General features: G+C 69.5%; 14 protein-coding genes. 5 read left to right on the top strand and 9 right to left on the bottom strand.

Annotated elements, in window-relative coordinates:
- Window positions 1-29 precede the first annotated feature (29 nt).
- Window positions 30-1,226 carry a citrate synthase/methylcitrate synthase gene (locus C3L37_RS22885; RefSeq protein ID WP_129116852.1) on the bottom strand — a complete coding sequence of 399 codons (1,197 nt, stop codon included), beginning with the start codon at window positions 1,224-1,226 and terminating at the stop codon, window positions 30-32.
- A gap of 116 nt (window positions 1,227-1,342) precedes the next feature.
- Between C3L37_RS22885 and C3L37_RS22880 the strand changes: the two genes are divergently transcribed.
- Window positions 1,343-1,735 (top strand): DUF7522 family protein, encoded by a 393-nt coding sequence (locus C3L37_RS22880; RefSeq protein ID WP_129116851.1) that lies wholly within the window; start codon window positions 1,343-1,345, stop codon window positions 1,733-1,735.
- 13 nt (window positions 1,736-1,748) lie between these two features.
- Here the strand turns inward: C3L37_RS22880 and C3L37_RS22875 are convergent, their stop codons facing one another.
- Entirely contained in the window at window positions 1,749-4,622 is a 2,874-nt protein-coding gene (locus C3L37_RS22875; protein ID WP_129116850.1) for a DEAD/DEAH box helicase, read from the bottom strand.
- A 288-nt stretch (window positions 4,623-4,910) separates the two neighbouring features.
- Between C3L37_RS22875 and C3L37_RS22870 the strand changes: the two genes are divergently transcribed.
- Entirely contained in the window at window positions 4,911-5,165 is a 255-nt protein-coding gene (locus C3L37_RS22870) for a hypothetical protein (protein ID WP_129116849.1), read from the top strand.
- A 77-nt stretch (window positions 5,166-5,242) separates the two neighbouring features.
- On the opposite strand, the gene C3L37_RS22865 is transcribed toward C3L37_RS22870, so the two are convergent.
- The 5 genes from C3L37_RS22865 to C3L37_RS22845 all read right to left on the bottom strand — a co-directional run bounded on the left by C3L37_RS22865 (window position 5,243) and on the right by C3L37_RS22845 (window position 11,671).
- The gene (locus tag C3L37_RS22865; protein ID WP_129116848.1) at window positions 5,243-6,040 is read right to left on the bottom strand and encodes a metallophosphoesterase; all 798 of its coding nucleotides are present in this window, start codon (window positions 6,038-6,040) and stop codon (window positions 5,243-5,245) included.
- A complete protein-coding gene (locus tag C3L37_RS22860; RefSeq protein WP_129116847.1) occupies window positions 6,040-7,632 on the bottom strand; it encodes a hypothetical protein in 1,593 nt (530 codons plus the stop codon). Before C3L37_RS22860 ends, C3L37_RS22865 begins: the two co-directional genes overlap by 1 nt.
- The gene (locus C3L37_RS22855) at window positions 7,629-8,915 is read right to left on the bottom strand and encodes a Single-stranded DNA binding protein (protein WP_129116846.1); all 1,287 of its coding nucleotides are present in this window, start codon (window positions 8,913-8,915) and stop codon (window positions 7,629-7,631) included. Before C3L37_RS22855 ends, C3L37_RS22860 begins: the two co-directional genes overlap by 4 nt.
- 62 nt (window positions 8,916-8,977) lie before the next feature.
- Complete coding sequence (locus C3L37_RS22850) at window positions 8,978-10,180, bottom strand: low temperature requirement protein A (RefSeq protein ID WP_164974851.1); 1,203 nt, start codon at window positions 10,178-10,180, stop codon at window positions 8,978-8,980.
- Between the two features lie 108 nt (window positions 10,181-10,288).
- Complete coding sequence (locus C3L37_RS22845) at window positions 10,289-11,671, bottom strand: AI-2E family transporter (protein ID WP_129116845.1); 1,383 nt, start codon at window positions 11,669-11,671, stop codon at window positions 10,289-10,291.
- A gap of 406 nt (window positions 11,672-12,077) precedes the next feature.
- On the opposite strand from C3L37_RS22845, the gene C3L37_RS22840 reads away from it, so the two are divergent.
- Window positions 12,078-12,419, top strand: coding sequence for a DUF7510 family protein (locus C3L37_RS22840; protein WP_129116844.1), 342 nt, complete (start codon window positions 12,078-12,080; stop codon window positions 12,417-12,419).
- A gap of 55 nt (window positions 12,420-12,474) precedes the next feature.
- On the opposite strand, the gene C3L37_RS22835 is transcribed toward C3L37_RS22840, so the two are convergent.
- Window positions 12,475-13,527 (bottom strand): glycosyltransferase family 4 protein, encoded by a 1,053-nt coding sequence (locus C3L37_RS22835; protein ID WP_228546438.1) that lies wholly within the window; start codon window positions 13,525-13,527, stop codon window positions 12,475-12,477.
- Between the two features lie 107 nt (window positions 13,528-13,634).
- Here C3L37_RS22835 and C3L37_RS22830 point away from each other — a divergent pair, with 107 nt between their 5' ends.
- Together C3L37_RS22830 and trxA are read left to right on the top strand one after the other, a co-directional pair.
- Window positions 13,635-14,300 carry a 2,5-diamino-6-(ribosylamino)-4(3H)-pyrimidinone 5'-phosphate reductase gene (locus tag C3L37_RS22830; RefSeq protein WP_129116843.1) on the top strand — a complete coding sequence of 222 codons (666 nt, stop codon included), beginning with the start codon at window positions 13,635-13,637 and terminating at the stop codon, window positions 14,298-14,300.
- Between the two features lie 115 nt (window positions 14,301-14,415).
- The gene (gene trxA / locus C3L37_RS22825; RefSeq protein WP_129116842.1) at window positions 14,416-14,757 is read left to right on the top strand and encodes a thioredoxin; all 342 of its coding nucleotides are present in this window, start codon (window positions 14,416-14,418) and stop codon (window positions 14,755-14,757) included.
- Here trxA and C3L37_RS22820 read toward each other — a convergent pair.
- Window positions 14,754-15,560, bottom strand: coding sequence for an inositol monophosphatase family protein (locus C3L37_RS22820; protein ID WP_129116841.1), 807 nt, complete (start codon window positions 15,558-15,560; stop codon window positions 14,754-14,756). The genes trxA and C3L37_RS22820 overlap by 4 nt on opposite strands.
- Window positions 15,561-15,699 lie beyond the last annotated feature (139 nt).

Below are 15,699 nucleotides of genomic sequence, written 5' to 3'. Positions count from 1 at the left end.
ATGTGCGGGTGTGCGGCCGTCGACCGAGATCACCGATCCTCGATCGGCGTCCACTCCCTCCCCCTCGCGCCGACGTAGCGCGAGCGGGGGCGGATGAGACGGTTGTCGTCCAGCTGTTCGAGGCAGTGCGCCGTCCAGCCGCCGACTCGGGCGACGCCGAACGTCGCGGAGAACAGCTCCTGCGGGACCCCGACCCCGTGGAGGAGGACCGCCGTGTAGAACTCGACGTTCGTCTCCAGGTTTCGCCCCGGCTTGTACTCCGCGAGGAGGTCGACGGCGGTCCCCTCGAACGTCCGCGCCGACTCGAAGAACGCCTCGTCGCCGCCGGATTCGGCCGCGTAGAACCGCTCCGCGGCGTCGGAGAGGACCGCGGCGCGCGGGTCGCGAACCCGGTACACCCGGTGGCCGAAGCCCATGATCCGCTCGCCCGCGTCGAGTTTCTCCCGGAGGTACCCCTCGGCGTCGCCCGACTCGTCCACGTCGAGGAGCATCGCCAGCACCGGTCCCGGCGCGCCGCCGTGAAGCGGCCCCTTCAGCGCCCCGACCGCGCCGGTGATCGCCGAGACGAGGTCCGACTCGGTCGAGGCGATCGTCCGCGCGGTGAACGTCGAGGCGTTCAGCCCGTGGTCGACGACCGCGTTCAGGTACGTCTCCAGCCCCCACGTCTCCGCCTCGGTCGGCAGTTCGCCGGTCAGCATGCGGAGGTAGTTCGCCGCGTGCCGGAGGTCCGGCCGCGGGTCGACGGGCTCCTCGCCGCTCCGAAGCCGCCAGTATGCGGCGACGACCGTCGGAAACGCGGCGACGAGCGAGAGCGAGTCCCGATCGGGGTCGCCGCCGACCGGCCCGCTTTCGTCCTCTCGCTCCCGCTCACCCTCGCCGCCCCTTCCGTCGGCCGCCCCGAGGCTCAGCGTCGCCGCGCCCATCCGGAGGGCGTCCATCGCCGACTGGCCGTCGTCTTCGGCGGCGGCGCGGAGCAGGTCGATCGTGGCGTCCGGGATCGATCGACGCGACGCGAGCTTCTCGCGGAAGTCGTCGAGTTCGTCCGCGGTCGGCAGGCGGCCGTTGCGGAGCAGGTACAGCGTCTCCTCGAACGACGCGTTCGGCGCGAGTTCTTCGATCGGATAGCCTGCGACGAGCAGTTCGCCGGCCTCGCCGTCGACCGAGCTGAGCCGCGTCTCCGCGACGACGACGTTCTCCAGCCCCGCCCTGAGTTCGTCGGTTCCCATGGCGTCTCTCGACGCCGGACCGTCAAATCGCTTGCGCGGGTCGGCTTTCGCTTCTTCGATCGCGGTCGCCGTTTTCCCCCTCGGTTATATGTGGGTGGGTCGCGCCCACACGGACGATGGACGACGGCTTGCTGACCCCTCAGGCGAGGGACCGACTCACGACCGTGTGCCGCACCGCCGCCGGCGACAGCCTCCGATCGCTCACCTACTTCAACCGGTTCGACTACGAGCAGGTCTACCTCCGGGAGGACCTCCGGCAGGACGCCGACCTCAGTTCCTTCATCGGCAACGAGTGGCACGACTTCAAGACCACGCAGGACGCCTACCGCGGGTCGGAGCTCGGCGACTACCGCTACACGATCCGCGTCTTCGACAACGGGTACCTCGTCCGCATCACCACCGAGGACACGGGCGTGTTCGTGACCACGGACGGCATCACGATGCAGGACTTCGAGGCGCTGTCGGCGGCGGTGACGGAGGTGCTGGGAAACTGGATGGTCGACGAGTGACGGCGGATTCCGCTCAGTCCCAGAAAGACTGCGTCCGGGCGTACTGACGCTCCTGCGCCAGGATGTCCCGGTAGAAGTCGTCCTCGTCCTCGCGGAGCTTCGCGATGATGCGCGCGGCGTTCTGCGGCCCGACGCCGCGCGCCGCCATCGCGATCACGGCCTGCTTCCCGTGGCTCTGGACGAGGTTCGCGGCGCGGTACGCCCGGCGGGTCAGCCGCTCTTGCTCCTCGTCTTTGTCCCGCGACCGGACCGCCTTCACCGTCTCCTCGTCCCACGGGTTCAGCGCGGCGATCCGCGTCGACCCGCACTCGGGGCACTCCGGTCGGTCCGGAACCCGACGCACCTTCGTCTTCCGCGTCCACTTCGCACAGTGCAGACACAGGAGGATGACCCGGTCGTTTCTGATGCGCTCCCTGATCGCTTCGATGACGCTCGCGTCCGCGTTCTCCGGGACCAGTAGCTCCCTGCCGCTCGACCGCCCGCCGGTGCCGATCGGCGTCCGCTCGCGCGCGGTCGCGAGTTCGAGGTCGCCGCGTCGAATCCGTCGGAGTGCATCCGCAGCCGCGTCGACCGCGAGATCGCGGTGGAACACCTCGCGGACCGCCTCGTCGTAGACCGGCGTGTCGGAGAGCGCCGCGAGCAGTCTGTCCGCGCCGAAGCGACCGTTGCCCTGATAGCGCTTGAGCGCGCCGAACTTCTCCGCGACCTGCGCCAGCGTGAACTTGAGCGAGTCGGAGTTCTTGAGCGCCAGTTCGAGCAGCCCTTCGACGTGCTCCGGCCGCGTCGTCTCCAGCGCCTCGACGAACGTCGCGACGCTCACCTTCGGCGGCACCTCGAACTCGATCCGGTAGGGGTCGACCTCCATCCCCACCGACGATCCGGTCCGCTGGCCGATGAGCGCCGACAGGAGTCTACCGAGCGTCTCGTTGGTCTTGTGACCGAAGCACGCGTTGACGACGACCGTCCGCCCCCGCCCTTCGACGACGATCCGCTCGTCGGTCGGCACCGGCGCGCCGACCTCGACCTGGCGCTCGATCGGCTCCAGCGCGTTCCGGATCGCGTCCGCGTCGGCCGGGTAGCGGCCGGCGAACTCGCGGGCGACCGACGCGGCGTCCGCGCCCGCCTCGAACTGGGCCGCCGCGACGGCCCGCATCTCGCCGACCTCCTGCGCGACCGGCTCGGGAACCGGAATCTCCCGGCCCACCCACGACGGCACCTCGCCGCCGGGATCCTCGATGGGAGCGACGTTGACGCGCGCCTCCTCCTCGTCGATGTCGTTGATCCGCCACATCTCGCCGCGCTGGACGAACACCTCCCCCGGCTCCGCGAAGTTGACGACGAACCGCTCGTCGAGCGTGCCGATTCTATTCCGCGAGGACATGTCGTGGACCTCGTACGTCTCCTCGTCGGGGATCATGGAGAGGTTGGCGTAGAAGTACTGCCACGTTCCGCCCGACTTCTCCAGGAGGTCCTTCTCCTCGTCGAGCCACAGCAGGCGGTTGCCCGACAGCTCGCGGACGACCGCTTTGAACCCCTCCTCGGTCAACTCGCGGAACGGGTACGCGCTCGTGACGAGTTCGTACGCCTCCCGGGCGCTCACCTCGCCGCGATCCATCACGACGCCGACGATCTGGTTCGCCACGACGTCGAGGCTGCCGTGGTGGATGCTGGCGGGTTCGACCTCGCCCGCGGCCGCGCGACGGGCGATCGCCAGCGCTTCGAGCGTGTCGTCGGGGTGGCTCGTGACGATCGTCCCCTCGCTCGTGACGCCGGCTCTGTGACCGGCGCGGCCGACACGCTGGAGCAGGCGGGCGACCTCCCGCGGGCTGTTGTACTGGACGACGTGATCGACGCGGCCCACGTCGATTCCGAGCTCCATCGACGACGTGCAGATGAGCCCGTCGATCTCGCCGGCCTTGAACCGGTCCTCGACGTCGATCCGGGCCTCCTTCGACAGGGACCCGTGGTGGACGCCGACGGGCTCGCCGAGTTTCTTGAATCGCGAGCCGAGCGCCTCGGCGGTTTGTCTGGTGTTGACGAACACGAGCGTCGACGTGTTCTCGCGGACGAGATCCCGGATGGCGCGGACGTGACTCGCGATCTCGGGATCGGTCGCCAGCGTCCCGGCGAGCCGCTCGTCCGCCTCCGTCACCCGCGGCCGCGCGACGGTGAAATCGACCCTGCTGCCGACGTCGATCTCGACGATCTCGAACGCGCGCTCTCTCGCCTCCGCCGGCGGGAGCCCGTCCCGATGGCCCGTGAGGAACCGGGCGACCTCCTCGGGGGATCCGACCGTCGCCGACAGGCCGATCCGCTGGTAGGGTCCCGCGAGCGACCGCAACCGCTCCAGCGCGACCGTCAACTGGGCCCCGCGCTTCGACGAGGCGAGTTCGTGCACCTCGTCGACGACGACGTGTTCCACGTCGGAGAGCGCCTTCCGGAGCTTCTTCCCTGTCAGCATCGCCTGCAGCGTCTCGGGCGTCGTCACGAGCACGTCCGGCGGCTCCTCGGCCTGCCGCTGCCGCCGGTACTGCGTCGTGTCGCCGTGCCTGACGCCGATGTCGACGTCGAGGTGTTCGCCCCACCACTCCAGTCGCTCGCGCATATCGCGGTTGAGCGCCCGCAGTGGGGTGACGTAGAGCGCGGAGATCCCGAACCGCGGCTCCGCCTCCACGATCGAGTCGAACACCGGGAGCATCGCCGTCTCGGTCTTGCCGGTCCCGGTGGGCGCGATTACGAGGGCGTTGGTCCCGGCGGCGAGCGGCGGGATCGCGCGGCGCTGCGGCTCGGTCGGCGTCGAGAAACCGCGTTCGGAGAGCGCGTCGCGGACCCGATCGCCGAGGCTGGCGAACGCCGCCGCCCCCGACGCGGGCTCGCTGTTCGGCATCGTCTCCCCTACCGGCGCGAGCGGATTAAGGACACCGCTCTCGACGCGCGAGCGCGCCTCTCGGGACCGAACACCCCCGTGATGATGTCGCCGGGTGCGTTCGCCACCGGTCGGATTGCGGCCGGACCGTGAGTGGAGCGACATTTGCGATCCGTTCGCGGTCGGCAGTCGCCGTGGCTTCGTTCGGTGCGACCGAACCGATCTGGAGATTGATGCCCCGCGGCGTCGTGCCGCTCGGTTAGCATGTCGGTAATGGCCGTACTCCTTCGACTGCGACCTTTCGACACGGTGCGGCTCACGCTCGACACCGGCGACACGGTCGAAGCGCGCGTCGACGACGTCGATCGCGTGCCCGACGAACGGCTCCGCGTCGCCCTCGAATCGGCCGCGCTCGACGGCAGGCTGAAGGTGACGGCGAACCGGCTGGCGGACGGGTGGCACGCGGCGCACCTCCAGCGATCGACGCTGGAAGAGCCGACCGAAGACTGGGCGCCGGTCGGGGAGGTCATCGACGCCGTGGTCGTCGGAACAGCCCCGCGGTGAACGGGGGAACGGACAGAGGGAACGATCGACGGCGGGTGATCGACGAGGGACGGCCGACGGGGGACGGCCGACGGAGCTCACACGGTCCGGTAGTCACCGAGCCGCGTCCCGTCGAGCAGGTACGCCTCCCCGTCGGCGAGCCCGTCCGGGAGAAACGGCGAAAGGAAGCCCTGTCCGTCGACGTTGATCCACGTCCCGCCGGAGCGCTCGTTGAACGCGGGGAACACGACGAGCTCCGGATCGTTCCACGCCAGCGCGGACGCGCCGACGCCGAGCGCGTCCGCGAACGCGTCACGTCGGAGGGATCCGCGGAGCCACGCCGGTTCGACGCGACTGCCGCCGACGACGTCGGTCAGTTTCACCGCCGGGTGTTCGTGTCCGACGCAGACCGTCCGGGCCGCGAGCACGTCCGCCGCGGGCCACGTGTGGCCGTGGAGAACCCCCACGTCGCCGAACCGCGCGCCGTCGCCCGGCGTCACGTCGATCCGGTCGCCGAACGCCTCCGCGACGGCGCCGTCGTGGTTCCCCTTGACGAGCGTCAGCGGAACGCGCTCGGTCACGGCGTCGACGAGCGCCGCGAGTTCCTCGCGCTCTGCGCCCTTCGGCTCGCCGATGCGGTGGCCGAGGTCGCCGAGGACGATCACGCGATCCGCGCCGGTCCGATCGAGGAGCGAGAGCAGTCGCTCGCGTCGGCGGTCGGCGTTGCTCGCCAGTTCGACGCCGCGCTCGTAGCGGAGGGCGGCCTCGATGCCGGCGTGGTAGTCCGCGATCACGAGCGCGCGCTCCGCGTCGTCGCCCTCTCCTCCCTCGCCCTCCAGCGCCGAGGGTTCGGCGACGGCAGCCGGTTCGCCGGGAACCGGCTCGACCGTCGCCATCAGATCGCCTTGAGGCGCCCCTCGTCCGGTTCGTAGCACTGGCCGCTCATCAGCGCGTCCTGGATCGCGTCCTCGACCGCGTCGGGGTCCGCGCCGTGCTCGTCGACGACGGCGGCGACGACCCGATCGCGCTCTGCGCCGTCGCCCGCGTCCAACTCCTCCATCGTCGCGACGGCCGCAGCTTCGAGGTTGACGTCGGCAGCCTCCGGGTCGGATTTGGGCTCCGTTTCCGGTTCCGACTCCGACTCCGGTTCGGACCCGGTCGATTCGTCCGTCGACGCGGCGGCGGGTTCGTCCGTCGACGATCCGGCGGGGTCTCCCTCGGCACCGTTCGTCTCGTTCGTTTCGTCCGCGAGTTCGTCGGCGTCGGGGACGTCGATTCCGGCCTCGCCGGGCGCGTCGACGGACGAACCGGTGGTGAACTCCGTTCCGAACTCCTCTTCGACCTCGCGGCGTTCTTCCTCGTCCAGTTCGTAGAGGCCCTCCTCGTCCAACTCGTCGACGTTGGTAGTCGAACCGGCACTGTCGCCGGAGAGATCGGGAGTCGAACCGGCTTCATCGCCGGAGAGATCGGACGTCGAGTCGTCGTCGAAATCGCCGAGTGCAGAGGTCGAATCCGTCTCGTCGCCGGAGAGATCGGGAGTCGAACCGGCCTCTCTATCGGAGAGATCGCCGTCGGCGTCGGACGCGGACGTCGCCTCGGCCTCTGCTTCGTCGGTCGAGACGTCGTCGTTCGCCGCCGCTTCCGCCGATTCTGCCGACTCCGTTGAGTCCCTCATCCTCGCCGATTCCGGCTCGGAAGTCGCGTCCGTCGTTGCGACGGCCGCCCGCTCTTCTGTCGCCGCGCCCGCGTCGATCTCGAAGCCGTCGCCGGGGAGCGGCCCGAGCGTCGCCTCGCCGCCCTCGCCGGGCGCGAGATCGAGCGGCCTGACCCCATCCCGGTCGCCGGCGACGACTTCGAGCGCGTCGACCGCGAGCCGTCGGACCGCTTCGAGGTACGCTGTCGTCGTCCCGTAGTGGTCGATGGCGAGCGGAATTCCGGCGGCGAGCGCGGGATTCGCGCCGCTTTCGAGCAGCGCCTCTCGGAGGTCGTCGCCGCGCACGTCCGTTTCGAGCGCCTCGGCGAAGACGCCCACCCGGCGGAGCGTCGCCTCGGCCGTCGAGACGACCCACCGATCGCGCGTGTCGGCGTCGACGACGTTGACGCTCTCCGGCCTGACGGACGTGTAGACGCGGTCGGAGTCCTCCGGCTCGAAGGTCCGCGCCTTCCCCGTCAGCGAGACGAACGCCGGCGGGGCCGTCCGCTCGAAGAACGCAGCGGCGTCGGGCTGGTACTGCCCGGCGTAGGTGACGAACGCACCGGTCGGATCGGCGATCCGGCCGCGGAGCACGTCGTCGTTCACGCGTTCGACCTCCGTCAGGACGCCGACCGCGAACAGGCGGTTCACGCGCAGTCCCGTCGGCGTGACGACGTAATTCGGCGCGCGCTCCTCGTCGCTCTCGGAGTACGACAGCGAGGCGTCGTCGTACTCGGCGGCGAAGAGGCGGTAGGCCACCTCCCGGCGTCCCGGACCGCCGTCGTCGGCGCTCACGCGCTCACCCCCTCGTCGCCGACCGAGTCGAGCGCGTCGCGCGCCCGCTCAGCCGGGTCGTCCTCGGTCTCCTCGAACTCCGTCGCGTCGAGGTTCGCGCCGTACTCGTCGACCGAGAGGTTGCCGCGGACGCGGAACTCCCGACCGACGAGCGTCTCGGCGACGTCGTCGGTGACGACCTCCTTGTTCATCGCCTCGCGGGCCGCCTCCTTGGCGTCCGCGAGGGTCCCGCCGTACACCTCCTCGGTGAGGCCGTCGTCGAGGACGACCGTGACGGTGTCAGTGCCGTCGTCGAAGATCGCCTTCACCCGGAGGTCGTCCTCGCCGTCGACCGCCCCGTGACTCCGACACTGGCCGTTCTGGATGACGCGTCCGCACTCCGGGCAGCGCTCGATGAGCCCGGATCCGTCGCGGACTTCGAGGACGTTGCCGACGAGTTCCACGTCGAACATGCCGCCGCTGCCGACGGCCGCCGCGACGGACAGGCGGGGTGCCGAGTCGCGGACCGCGACCGGCTCCGAGAGCACAGAAACGGTCGTGAACTCCGAGAGGTTCACGGATGGGACGCCGCGGAATTCGCGGACGTACACGTTTTCGAAGCGCAGGTCGGCCCCCTCGACCACCTCGTCGCGGGGGTCCCAGTCGGTGAAGGGAAGCCGCGCCGTGCCGTCGGCGAGGACGCCGGAGAGGATCTCCGTCTCGCCGTCGCGGCCGTCGATGGTCCGCCGTTCGACCTCCAGTACCCGGACCTCGACGTTTCGGCCGCGGTCGCCCGGTTCGAGGTCGAGGAGCGTCGAGTCGCCGCCGACGTCGTACTCGACCTCGACCGGCTCCGCCTCCATCGCGACGGAGGTGCTCTCGCCGAGGTTGAGCTCGGGCTTGCCATCCCACTCGCGGACGGAGGCGTTGCCGACGGTGACCGAGTCCCCCGGCTCGAAGCCGAAGTCCTGCCACGCCGTGTAGGAGATCTTCCCCGTGGCGTCGGCGAGTTCGCCCTCCCGGATGACGCGCTCTTCGCCCTGGTAGCGGATGGAGCGTTCGCCGACGGTGAGCACGCGCGCGGTGACGGTGACGTTGCCGCCGTCTGGCGTCACGTCCGCGACGTCCTTCGTCGTCGGGGCGGCGCTCCCGCCGCCCCCGCCGCCGTGCTTGCGTCGGACGCTCTGTTTCGCTTCCTCGATGGGGACGCTGTACTGCAGTAGGTTCTGTAGGTCGCGTTTGACCTCCTCCTTGTCTACGCCGAGGTCGGAGGCGAGTTCCTCGGCATGGTCGTCTACCTGCATCACCATGCCGTTGGCCCTCTTCCGTTAAAAAGCGTTGCACGCGGTTCGCGCGACGAGGGGGATCAATCCGCCTCCGACGGGAACGAGTCGGGACCGCGAGCCCGGAGGTCGACGCCGACCTGCGCGGCGCACGCGATCGCGAGCAGACCGACCAGGACGACGGCCGGGAGTTCCGCGCCGACGGCGGCGACGGCGACGATCAGCGCGCCGGTGCCGAACCGCGAGGCGACCCCGTTCCTCCGCGCGGCGCGTCGCCCGGCGCACGCGAGCGTCGTCCGGTGGAGGAGTCCCATGGCGACGAGACACAGCGCGAGCGACCCGCAGAGCAGCCATCGCTCCGCTGCCGGCAGCGGCGTCGACAGATCGCCCGTGAGGACGCGGAGCACGCCCACCCCGGCTGCGGTGAGCCCGACGACGAGCGGCAGGTGGAGGTAGAGCCACGCCTGGTACGTCCAGATGCGACCCTCCGCCTGCGCCGCTCGGACCGCGGAGCCGTCGTGGTCGTCGAAGTAGATCCACCAGAGACAGAAGGCGATCGCCGTCCCGAACGCGCCGACCAGCACCGACGCCGCGGTCCACTCCTGCGCGGCGATGCCGGAGACCACACCGATGATGGCTTCCCCGAGAACGATGATCGTGAACAGGCCGAACCGCTCGGGCAGGTGCGAGGGATGGGGCGGGAGTTCGGCGTGGAGGGTGCCCGCCGTGATGGGCGTCCCGAAGTCGATCGCGAGCCCGAGCGCCCAGAGGAGGAACCGGAAGGGTGGCGGCACGAACGCCGAAACGAACCAGACGAGGGCGGCGAGTCCGAACCCCCGAGCGAAGCGCGTCGTGAGCGGGCGGGCCTCGGGGACGTGCCGCACCGCCCGGTAGTACTTGAACACGAGGACGCCGCGAATCCCGGCGTACGCCAGCGCGAAGCCGCTCGACGACGCTCCGAACCCGTCGGGGATGTTGACCGCCAGCGCGACGACGCCGAACATCTCGACGGCGGTGAGGAGGCGGTACTCCACGTCGTCGGTGTCGAAGCGCGTCGCGTAGAACGTCGAGCCGATCCACGCCCACCACACCGGCACGAACAGCGCGACGAACCGGAGCGCGCCCGTCGGCGTCACGTCGCCGGCCAGGACGTACGCGAGTTGTGCGACCGCGACGACGAACACGAGGTCGAAGAAGAGTTCGAGCCACGTCGCGTGCCGGTCCGTCTCCCCGTCCGCGCCGCTTCGCAGTCGCGGCGGCCGAAGCCACCCGCCGAACGCTCCCATGCCGACGTTGAGGTCGGCGTCGAGGTTAGCGTTGCCGCCGGGCCGGCGGTCGCCGCGATCGGGCGCTCGGCGCTCGTCGACGGGCGGGCGACCGCGTCGACGTTCGGACTACCGAGTCGTTTCGTCGGACGTCCCCTCGGACGCGGGATCGCTCGCGTCGTCGACTTCTTCGCCGTCCACGGACGCCTGCGACCCCCCTTCCGCGACTCGTTCGTCTCGGTCCGAGGCCGATTCTCGGTCCGGCTCCGCCGTCGGTCCGTCCGGCGCACCCGCGCCGTCCGCGTTCACCGCATCAGCCGCGTCGCTCCGGTCGTCCGCAGCGTCGTCGATCCCATCGCCACCCTCGACGTCGGCGTCGCCGTTGAGATCCGGGATCGGATCCGCACCGAGCGCCGTCGGCGTGAGCGGCGTTCCGCCGAGGAGGTCGGGAACGACGATCCGCGCGAGGTGGACGATCAACACGAGCAGGAGCGGCCCGAGGAACAGGCCGTACCACCCGAAGAGGATCGGGCCGATGATGTACGCGAAGAGCACCATCCCGACGTGGAGGTTCCGCCCGGAGATGTACGGACGCAGGAGGATCTCGGTCACCCCGTCGATCACGACGAGCGCGACGGCGAGGAAGGTGACGGGATACCAGATCGAGCCCGGGTCGTTCAACAGCGCGAGCGCGAAGAGGTAGGCAGCGACGGGAACGTACACGAGTTTCATCCCGACGACGGGGATGAGGCTCGCCGCCCCGGTGAGGAGGCCGAGGAGGGCGGAGACCGGGATCGAGAGTCCGGGCGGCGCGACGAGATCGAGGAGGCTGTACGAGAGGGCCGCGACCACCGCGACGACGAAGGCGTTCAGGATGTTGCCGAAGTAGATCGTCTTCAGGTCCCGGTCGACCGCCTTCCCGTACGCGTACAGCACGTCGTTTTCGTCGTTGACGGCCGCCCGCACCCAGGCGGCGAGCCTGTGGTCGTCGCGGAGGAGGTAGAAGGCGAACGTGAAGGCGATAAAGAGCTGGAGAAGCCCCGACACGAGCGCCCCGAGGTACGAGCCGGCGGCTTCGAGGACGCGCTGGGCGGTGTCGGTGTTCCCGATGTCGCCGAACTGTCCGGAGCCGCTCCGGATCGACGAGAGCAACCGCTGGGGGTCGCTCGCCGCCGAGAGATCGACGTACGGCTGGACGAACCGCTGGTAGCTCTCGATGTCGGTTCCGGCGATCGTCGCGAACTCGCGGACGCCGACGGCGACCGTGTACGCGATGAGCACGAGCACGGGGAGCGCGACGAGAAACAGCGCGAGGAACACGCGCAGGCTTCGCGGGCGGATTCGCTCGTCGATCCGCTCGTACACGGGACGCGTCGCGTAGTAGACGAACAGACCGAGCACGAACGTCCCGAGGAACGCGAACCCGACGTAGAGCAGCACCGCGAGCAGGGCGATCGTGAGTATCCACCATCCGAGCCGATTCCGATTCTGACCGAAGGGATCGTCCGTCATGTCACGTATTACGTACCGATGACCGAGCGTTTGTCGTCTGTTCGACCCGCCGTCCCGTATTCGCGCCGTCCGCTTCGTCGCGTGGATTCACGTGCCCCGTTATTCAGCCTTGTTGGCGGAACCCGATTGCACGGCGGGACCGAACCGTAAAAAAGGCTCTGAAACGATCATTCAATGATATTCGTAACTTATCGGATTCTTATCCCACGGGTCACGTACGTACTGGCGAACGAAAGCGTCGAGACAACGAAACCGTTGGGACGGTTTCGGCGTCGAGTACTCGACGGATACGCGTTCGTGAACGTTTGTGAATGATATCCATCCGTTTCAGCTGGTTGGATCCGCCCGGCCTGATCCGTTCGCGAACGTGCGGGAAAACTAAGTAGCGACGCGGCTCACACTCTCTATGACCGAGGAGTTAGACTGTACGGCACACGTCGAAGACGATCGCACCGAGATCACCGTCTCCGGCTCCCGGGAGGTGGCGGTCGTCGTCCGCTCGGCGTCCGGCGAGCGCATCTACCTTCCCCCGGAGGGGTTCGACCGCGACCTCGACGCCGACAGCCCGTACCAGTCCGCCCGCGACGACAGCCCCTACCAGTCCGCCAGCAGCGACAGTCCGTACCAGTCCGCCCGCGACGACAGTCCCTATCAATCGCTCGCGCGCAGCCCGGGCGTCACGATGACGCAGGGAGGCTTTCGAATCGTCCACCCCGAGGCGGTATCCGAGTTTCAGGTGTTCCGGTGAGCGCGCCCCCGACGCCTCGCGCGATCGTCGAGGCGTAAGCGACGGCGCGTCTCGACTACTCCCCGTCGACGACCGTCTCGTACACGTACACGGTCTCGTCGACGACCTGCTCCCACGTTCTCGGTTCGTACTTCGGCGGCTCCTCGCGGGCGAGCACCTCCCTGATGCCGTCGGCGATCGAGTCGGAGTCGGGTTCGACTTCGACGATGAGGCCGTCCGGGAGGCACTCCGCGACGCCGCAGGGGGTGGCGACGACGTGCGTTCCCGCCGCCAGCGCCTCCGTGATCGTGATGCCGAACGGCTCCGACAGCGACGGGGAGACGAACGCGTCCGCGGAGGCGTAGTAGTCGCCCAGTTCCTCCTCCGGGATGTACCCGACGAACTCGACGCGGTCCTCGACGCCCAGCAGTTCGACGAACTTCTCCAGCTGTCTCGTCAGGTGACCCTTGCCGCCGACGACGAGCGTCACGCTCGGATCGCGGAGCTTCTTCATCGCGTACAAAAGGTGGGTGATCCCCTTTTGATCGGTGTGACGGCCCACGAAAAACAGCATCGACCCCTCGATGCCGAGTTCCGCCTTCACGTCGCGGCCGGTGATGATCGGCGTCGAGAAGCCGTTGTGGATCACGTGGGACTCGCCGCCGTACTGCTCGTACAGGTTGTGAGCGAGCAGGTGGCTCACGGAGATGAGGTAGTCCGAGCGCTCGACGACGCGACGCTCGGTTTCGAGTTCTCGCTGGGGGGGCGTGACGTTTCGGTCGGTGCTGAGCGAGTGAAAGGACGTTATCCACCGCACGTCGGCGTTCGACTTCGCCCGCGAACCCGGCCCGTAGCCGAACCAGTCGTGCGTGTGGACGACGTCGAACTCGCCGGCGCGCTCGGCGAACCGCTTGCTGATTCGGCCGATCCGGGTGACGATGTCTCCGTCGCCGGTCGGAACGCCCTCGATCCCCTCGCGTTCCTCGGGCGCGTACTCGGCCGGGAGAACGAGTTCGACGTCGACGCCCCGCTCGCGCAACCCGTCGAACAGTTCGCCGACGTGCGTGTCCAACCCGCCCGTGACGTTCGGCGGAAACCCCCATCCCAGCATGAGAACTCTCGGTGGCATGAGCGTGAAATTTCGTGAGGGACTACTTATGGCTTGCCGCCCGCGAGTCGCCCCGACGAGCGCACCGAAAGCCCCATTTCCCGGCCCGCCGACCCGACGACTAACGCATGCACGTCGTCGTCAACGCCGCGATGAGCGCGGACGGGAAGCTCTCCTCGCGCCGTCGCGAACAGGTTCGGATCAGCGGACCCGACGACTTCGACCGCGTGGATCGCCTCCGGGCGGCCGCAGACGCGGTGATGGTCGGCGTCGGGACCGTCCTCGCGGACGATCCGCACCTGACGCTCGACGTCGGCGACCGCCGGGTACAGCGGCTCCGAAACGGCCGCCCCGGCAACCCCGCCCGCGTGATCGCCGACTCCCGGGGTCGGACCCCAGCGGACGCGCGGATCCTCGACGGCGAGGCCGAAACGTACGTGCTCGTGGCTGAAACCGCGTCCGCCGAACGCCGGCGGACGCTCCGAGAGGCGGGCGCGAACGTCGTCGTCGCGGGCGACGACCGCGTCGATCTCGGCTCCGGACTGCGGTCGCTCGAAGCGGCGGGGATCGACCGCCTGATGGTCGAAGGCGGCGGCGAACTGATCTTCTCGCTCTTCGCCGCCGATCTCGTCGACGAACTCTCTGTCTACGTCGGCCCCGTGGTGATCGGCGGTCGGGACGCGCCGACGCTCGCCGACGGCGAGGGGTTCGTCGACGAATTTCCGCGGCTCTCACTCACCGGCGTCGAACGCGTCGACGACGGGGTACTCCTCCGGTACGCGACGGGAGAGTGAGCGCGATCCGATCGCGCTCACCGACCGTGAGGTGCGAAACCACTCCGCACGGCGGTCGTGCGCGCGGCGGGCATAGCTGATCAATAGTTAAGCCGGTCCCCCCGCTACGAGGGGTATGAGCACGCCCGAAGCGAAGGCGAGCGAGCCGATCCACGTCGAGAGCGCGGACCACATGGAAGCGCTCGTCGCCGAACACGACGTCGTCCTCGTGGACTACTACGCCGACTGGTGTGGGCCGTGCAAGATGCTCGAACCGACCGTCGAGTCGCTCGCGGCCGAGACCGACGCGGCGGTCCTGAAGGTCGACATCGACGAACTGCAGGACCTCGCGCGCGCGGAGGGCGTCCGCAGCGTTCCGACGCTCCAGTTCTACGCGGACGGCGAGGAGGCGGAGCGCGTCATCGGCGTGCAGGACGAGGCCGACCTCGCGGCGATCGTCGAACGGCTCTCCGACTAAGCATCCCGGACGCTTTTTCCGTCGCCGAACGCCTCGACGAGCGCGTCGTGCGCCCGCCCGTTCGAGGCGACGATCCCCGTCGAGTCGTGCCGCCACCGGTTCCCGCGGACGTCCGTGACCGTGCCGCCGGCCCGACGGACGAGGTGCGCACCGGCGACGGTGTCCCACGGGTCGAGCGGGACGGTCGACACGACGGCGTCGAGCTCGCCATCGGCCACCATCGAGAGCGCCGACTGGCCGCTGCCGACGTGTCGGAGGTCGCCGAACGCCTCGACGATGGTGCTCGTCACGCGCGACAGCCGCCCGCGCGAGCCCGGGTCCATCCCGAAGATCGCGTTCACCGTGAACTCCTCGGGCGCGTCGCGGTCGCTCACGGACACGGACTCGCCGTTCCGCGTCGTCCCGTCCGCGTCCGCGGCGTAGGTGTCGCCGAGGGCCGGGAGGTGATTCACCGCCGCGACCGGCTCCCCGTCCCGAACGGCGGCGACGCTCGTCGCCCACCGGCGGTTGCCGGCGACGTAGTTGTTCGTCCCGTCGATGGGATCGACGATCCACGACGATCCCTCCGGTGGAACGCGCTTTTCGGCGTCGTCCTCCTCCCCGACGACCGGATCGTCCGGGTACGACTCGCCGATTCGCTCCGCGACCCGCCGCTGCGCCGCGCGATCGGCCTCCGTGACGGGATCGAGCGGTCCGTCCTTCGTCTCGACCGGGATCGCCGTCCTGAAGGAATCGAGCGCGACCCTCCCGCCGCCCCGAGCCGCGTCGAGGAGAACCGACAGCCTGCCCTCGGAATCGTCCATGGCCCGTTATTCGGCGGGCCGCGACCCAAAATCTTACGCCCGGACTACTCGATCCGGGCGAACGCCACCCCGTGTCTCCGCTCGGCCGCGTGCTCGTCCGTAGTTAAGAACCCACTATGGGGTAGTTCACTCAGTTCAC

This window comes from Halegenticoccus tardaugens, from assembly GCF_004116405.1.
GTDB classification, from domain to species: Archaea; Halobacteriota; Halobacteria; order Halobacteriales; family Haloferacaceae; genus Halegenticoccus; species Halegenticoccus tardaugens.
The sequence above is the reverse complement of the archived record's forward strand: the minus strand, read 5'-3'. Positions and strand labels throughout refer to the sequence as shown.

Excerpts from the sequence above, each read along its gene's own strand:
- C3L37_RS22875 (WP_129116850.1), bottom strand. The coding sequence starts at position 4,622 with ATGCCGAACAGCGAGCCCGCGTCGGGGGCGGCGGCGTTCGCCAGCCTC.
- trxA (WP_129116842.1), top strand. The coding sequence starts at position 14,416 with ATGAGCACGCCCGAAGCGAAGGCGAGCGAGCCGATCCACGTCGAGAGC.
- C3L37_RS22850 (WP_164974851.1), bottom strand. The coding sequence starts at position 10,180 with ATGGGAGCGTTCGGCGGGTGGCTTCGGCCGCCGCGACTGCGAAGCGGC.
- C3L37_RS22845 (WP_129116845.1), bottom strand. The coding sequence starts at position 11,671 with ATGACGGACGATCCCTTCGGTCAGAATCGGAATCGGCTCGGATGGTGG.
- C3L37_RS22865 (WP_129116848.1), bottom strand. The coding sequence starts at position 6,040 with ATGGCGACGGTCGAGCCGGTTCCCGGCGAACCGGCTGCCGTCGCCGAA.
- C3L37_RS22840 (WP_129116844.1), top strand. The coding sequence starts at position 12,078 with ATGACCGAGGAGTTAGACTGTACGGCACACGTCGAAGACGATCGCACC.
- C3L37_RS22830 (WP_129116843.1), top strand. The coding sequence starts at position 13,635 with ATGCACGTCGTCGTCAACGCCGCGATGAGCGCGGACGGGAAGCTCTCC.
- C3L37_RS22855 (WP_129116846.1), bottom strand. The coding sequence starts at position 8,915 with ATGCAGGTAGACGACCATGCCGAGGAACTCGCCTCCGACCTCGGCGTA.
- C3L37_RS22820 (WP_129116841.1), bottom strand. The coding sequence starts at position 15,560 with ATGGACGATTCCGAGGGCAGGCTGTCGGTTCTCCTCGACGCGGCTCGG.
- C3L37_RS22880 (WP_129116851.1), top strand. The coding sequence starts at position 1,343 with ATGGACGACGGCTTGCTGACCCCTCAGGCGAGGGACCGACTCACGACC.
- C3L37_RS22835 (WP_228546438.1), bottom strand. The coding sequence starts at position 13,527 with ATGCCACCGAGAGTTCTCATGCTGGGATGGGGGTTTCCGCCGAACGTC.
- C3L37_RS22885 (WP_129116852.1), bottom strand. The coding sequence starts at position 1,226 with ATGGGAACCGACGAACTCAGGGCGGGGCTGGAGAACGTCGTCGTCGCG.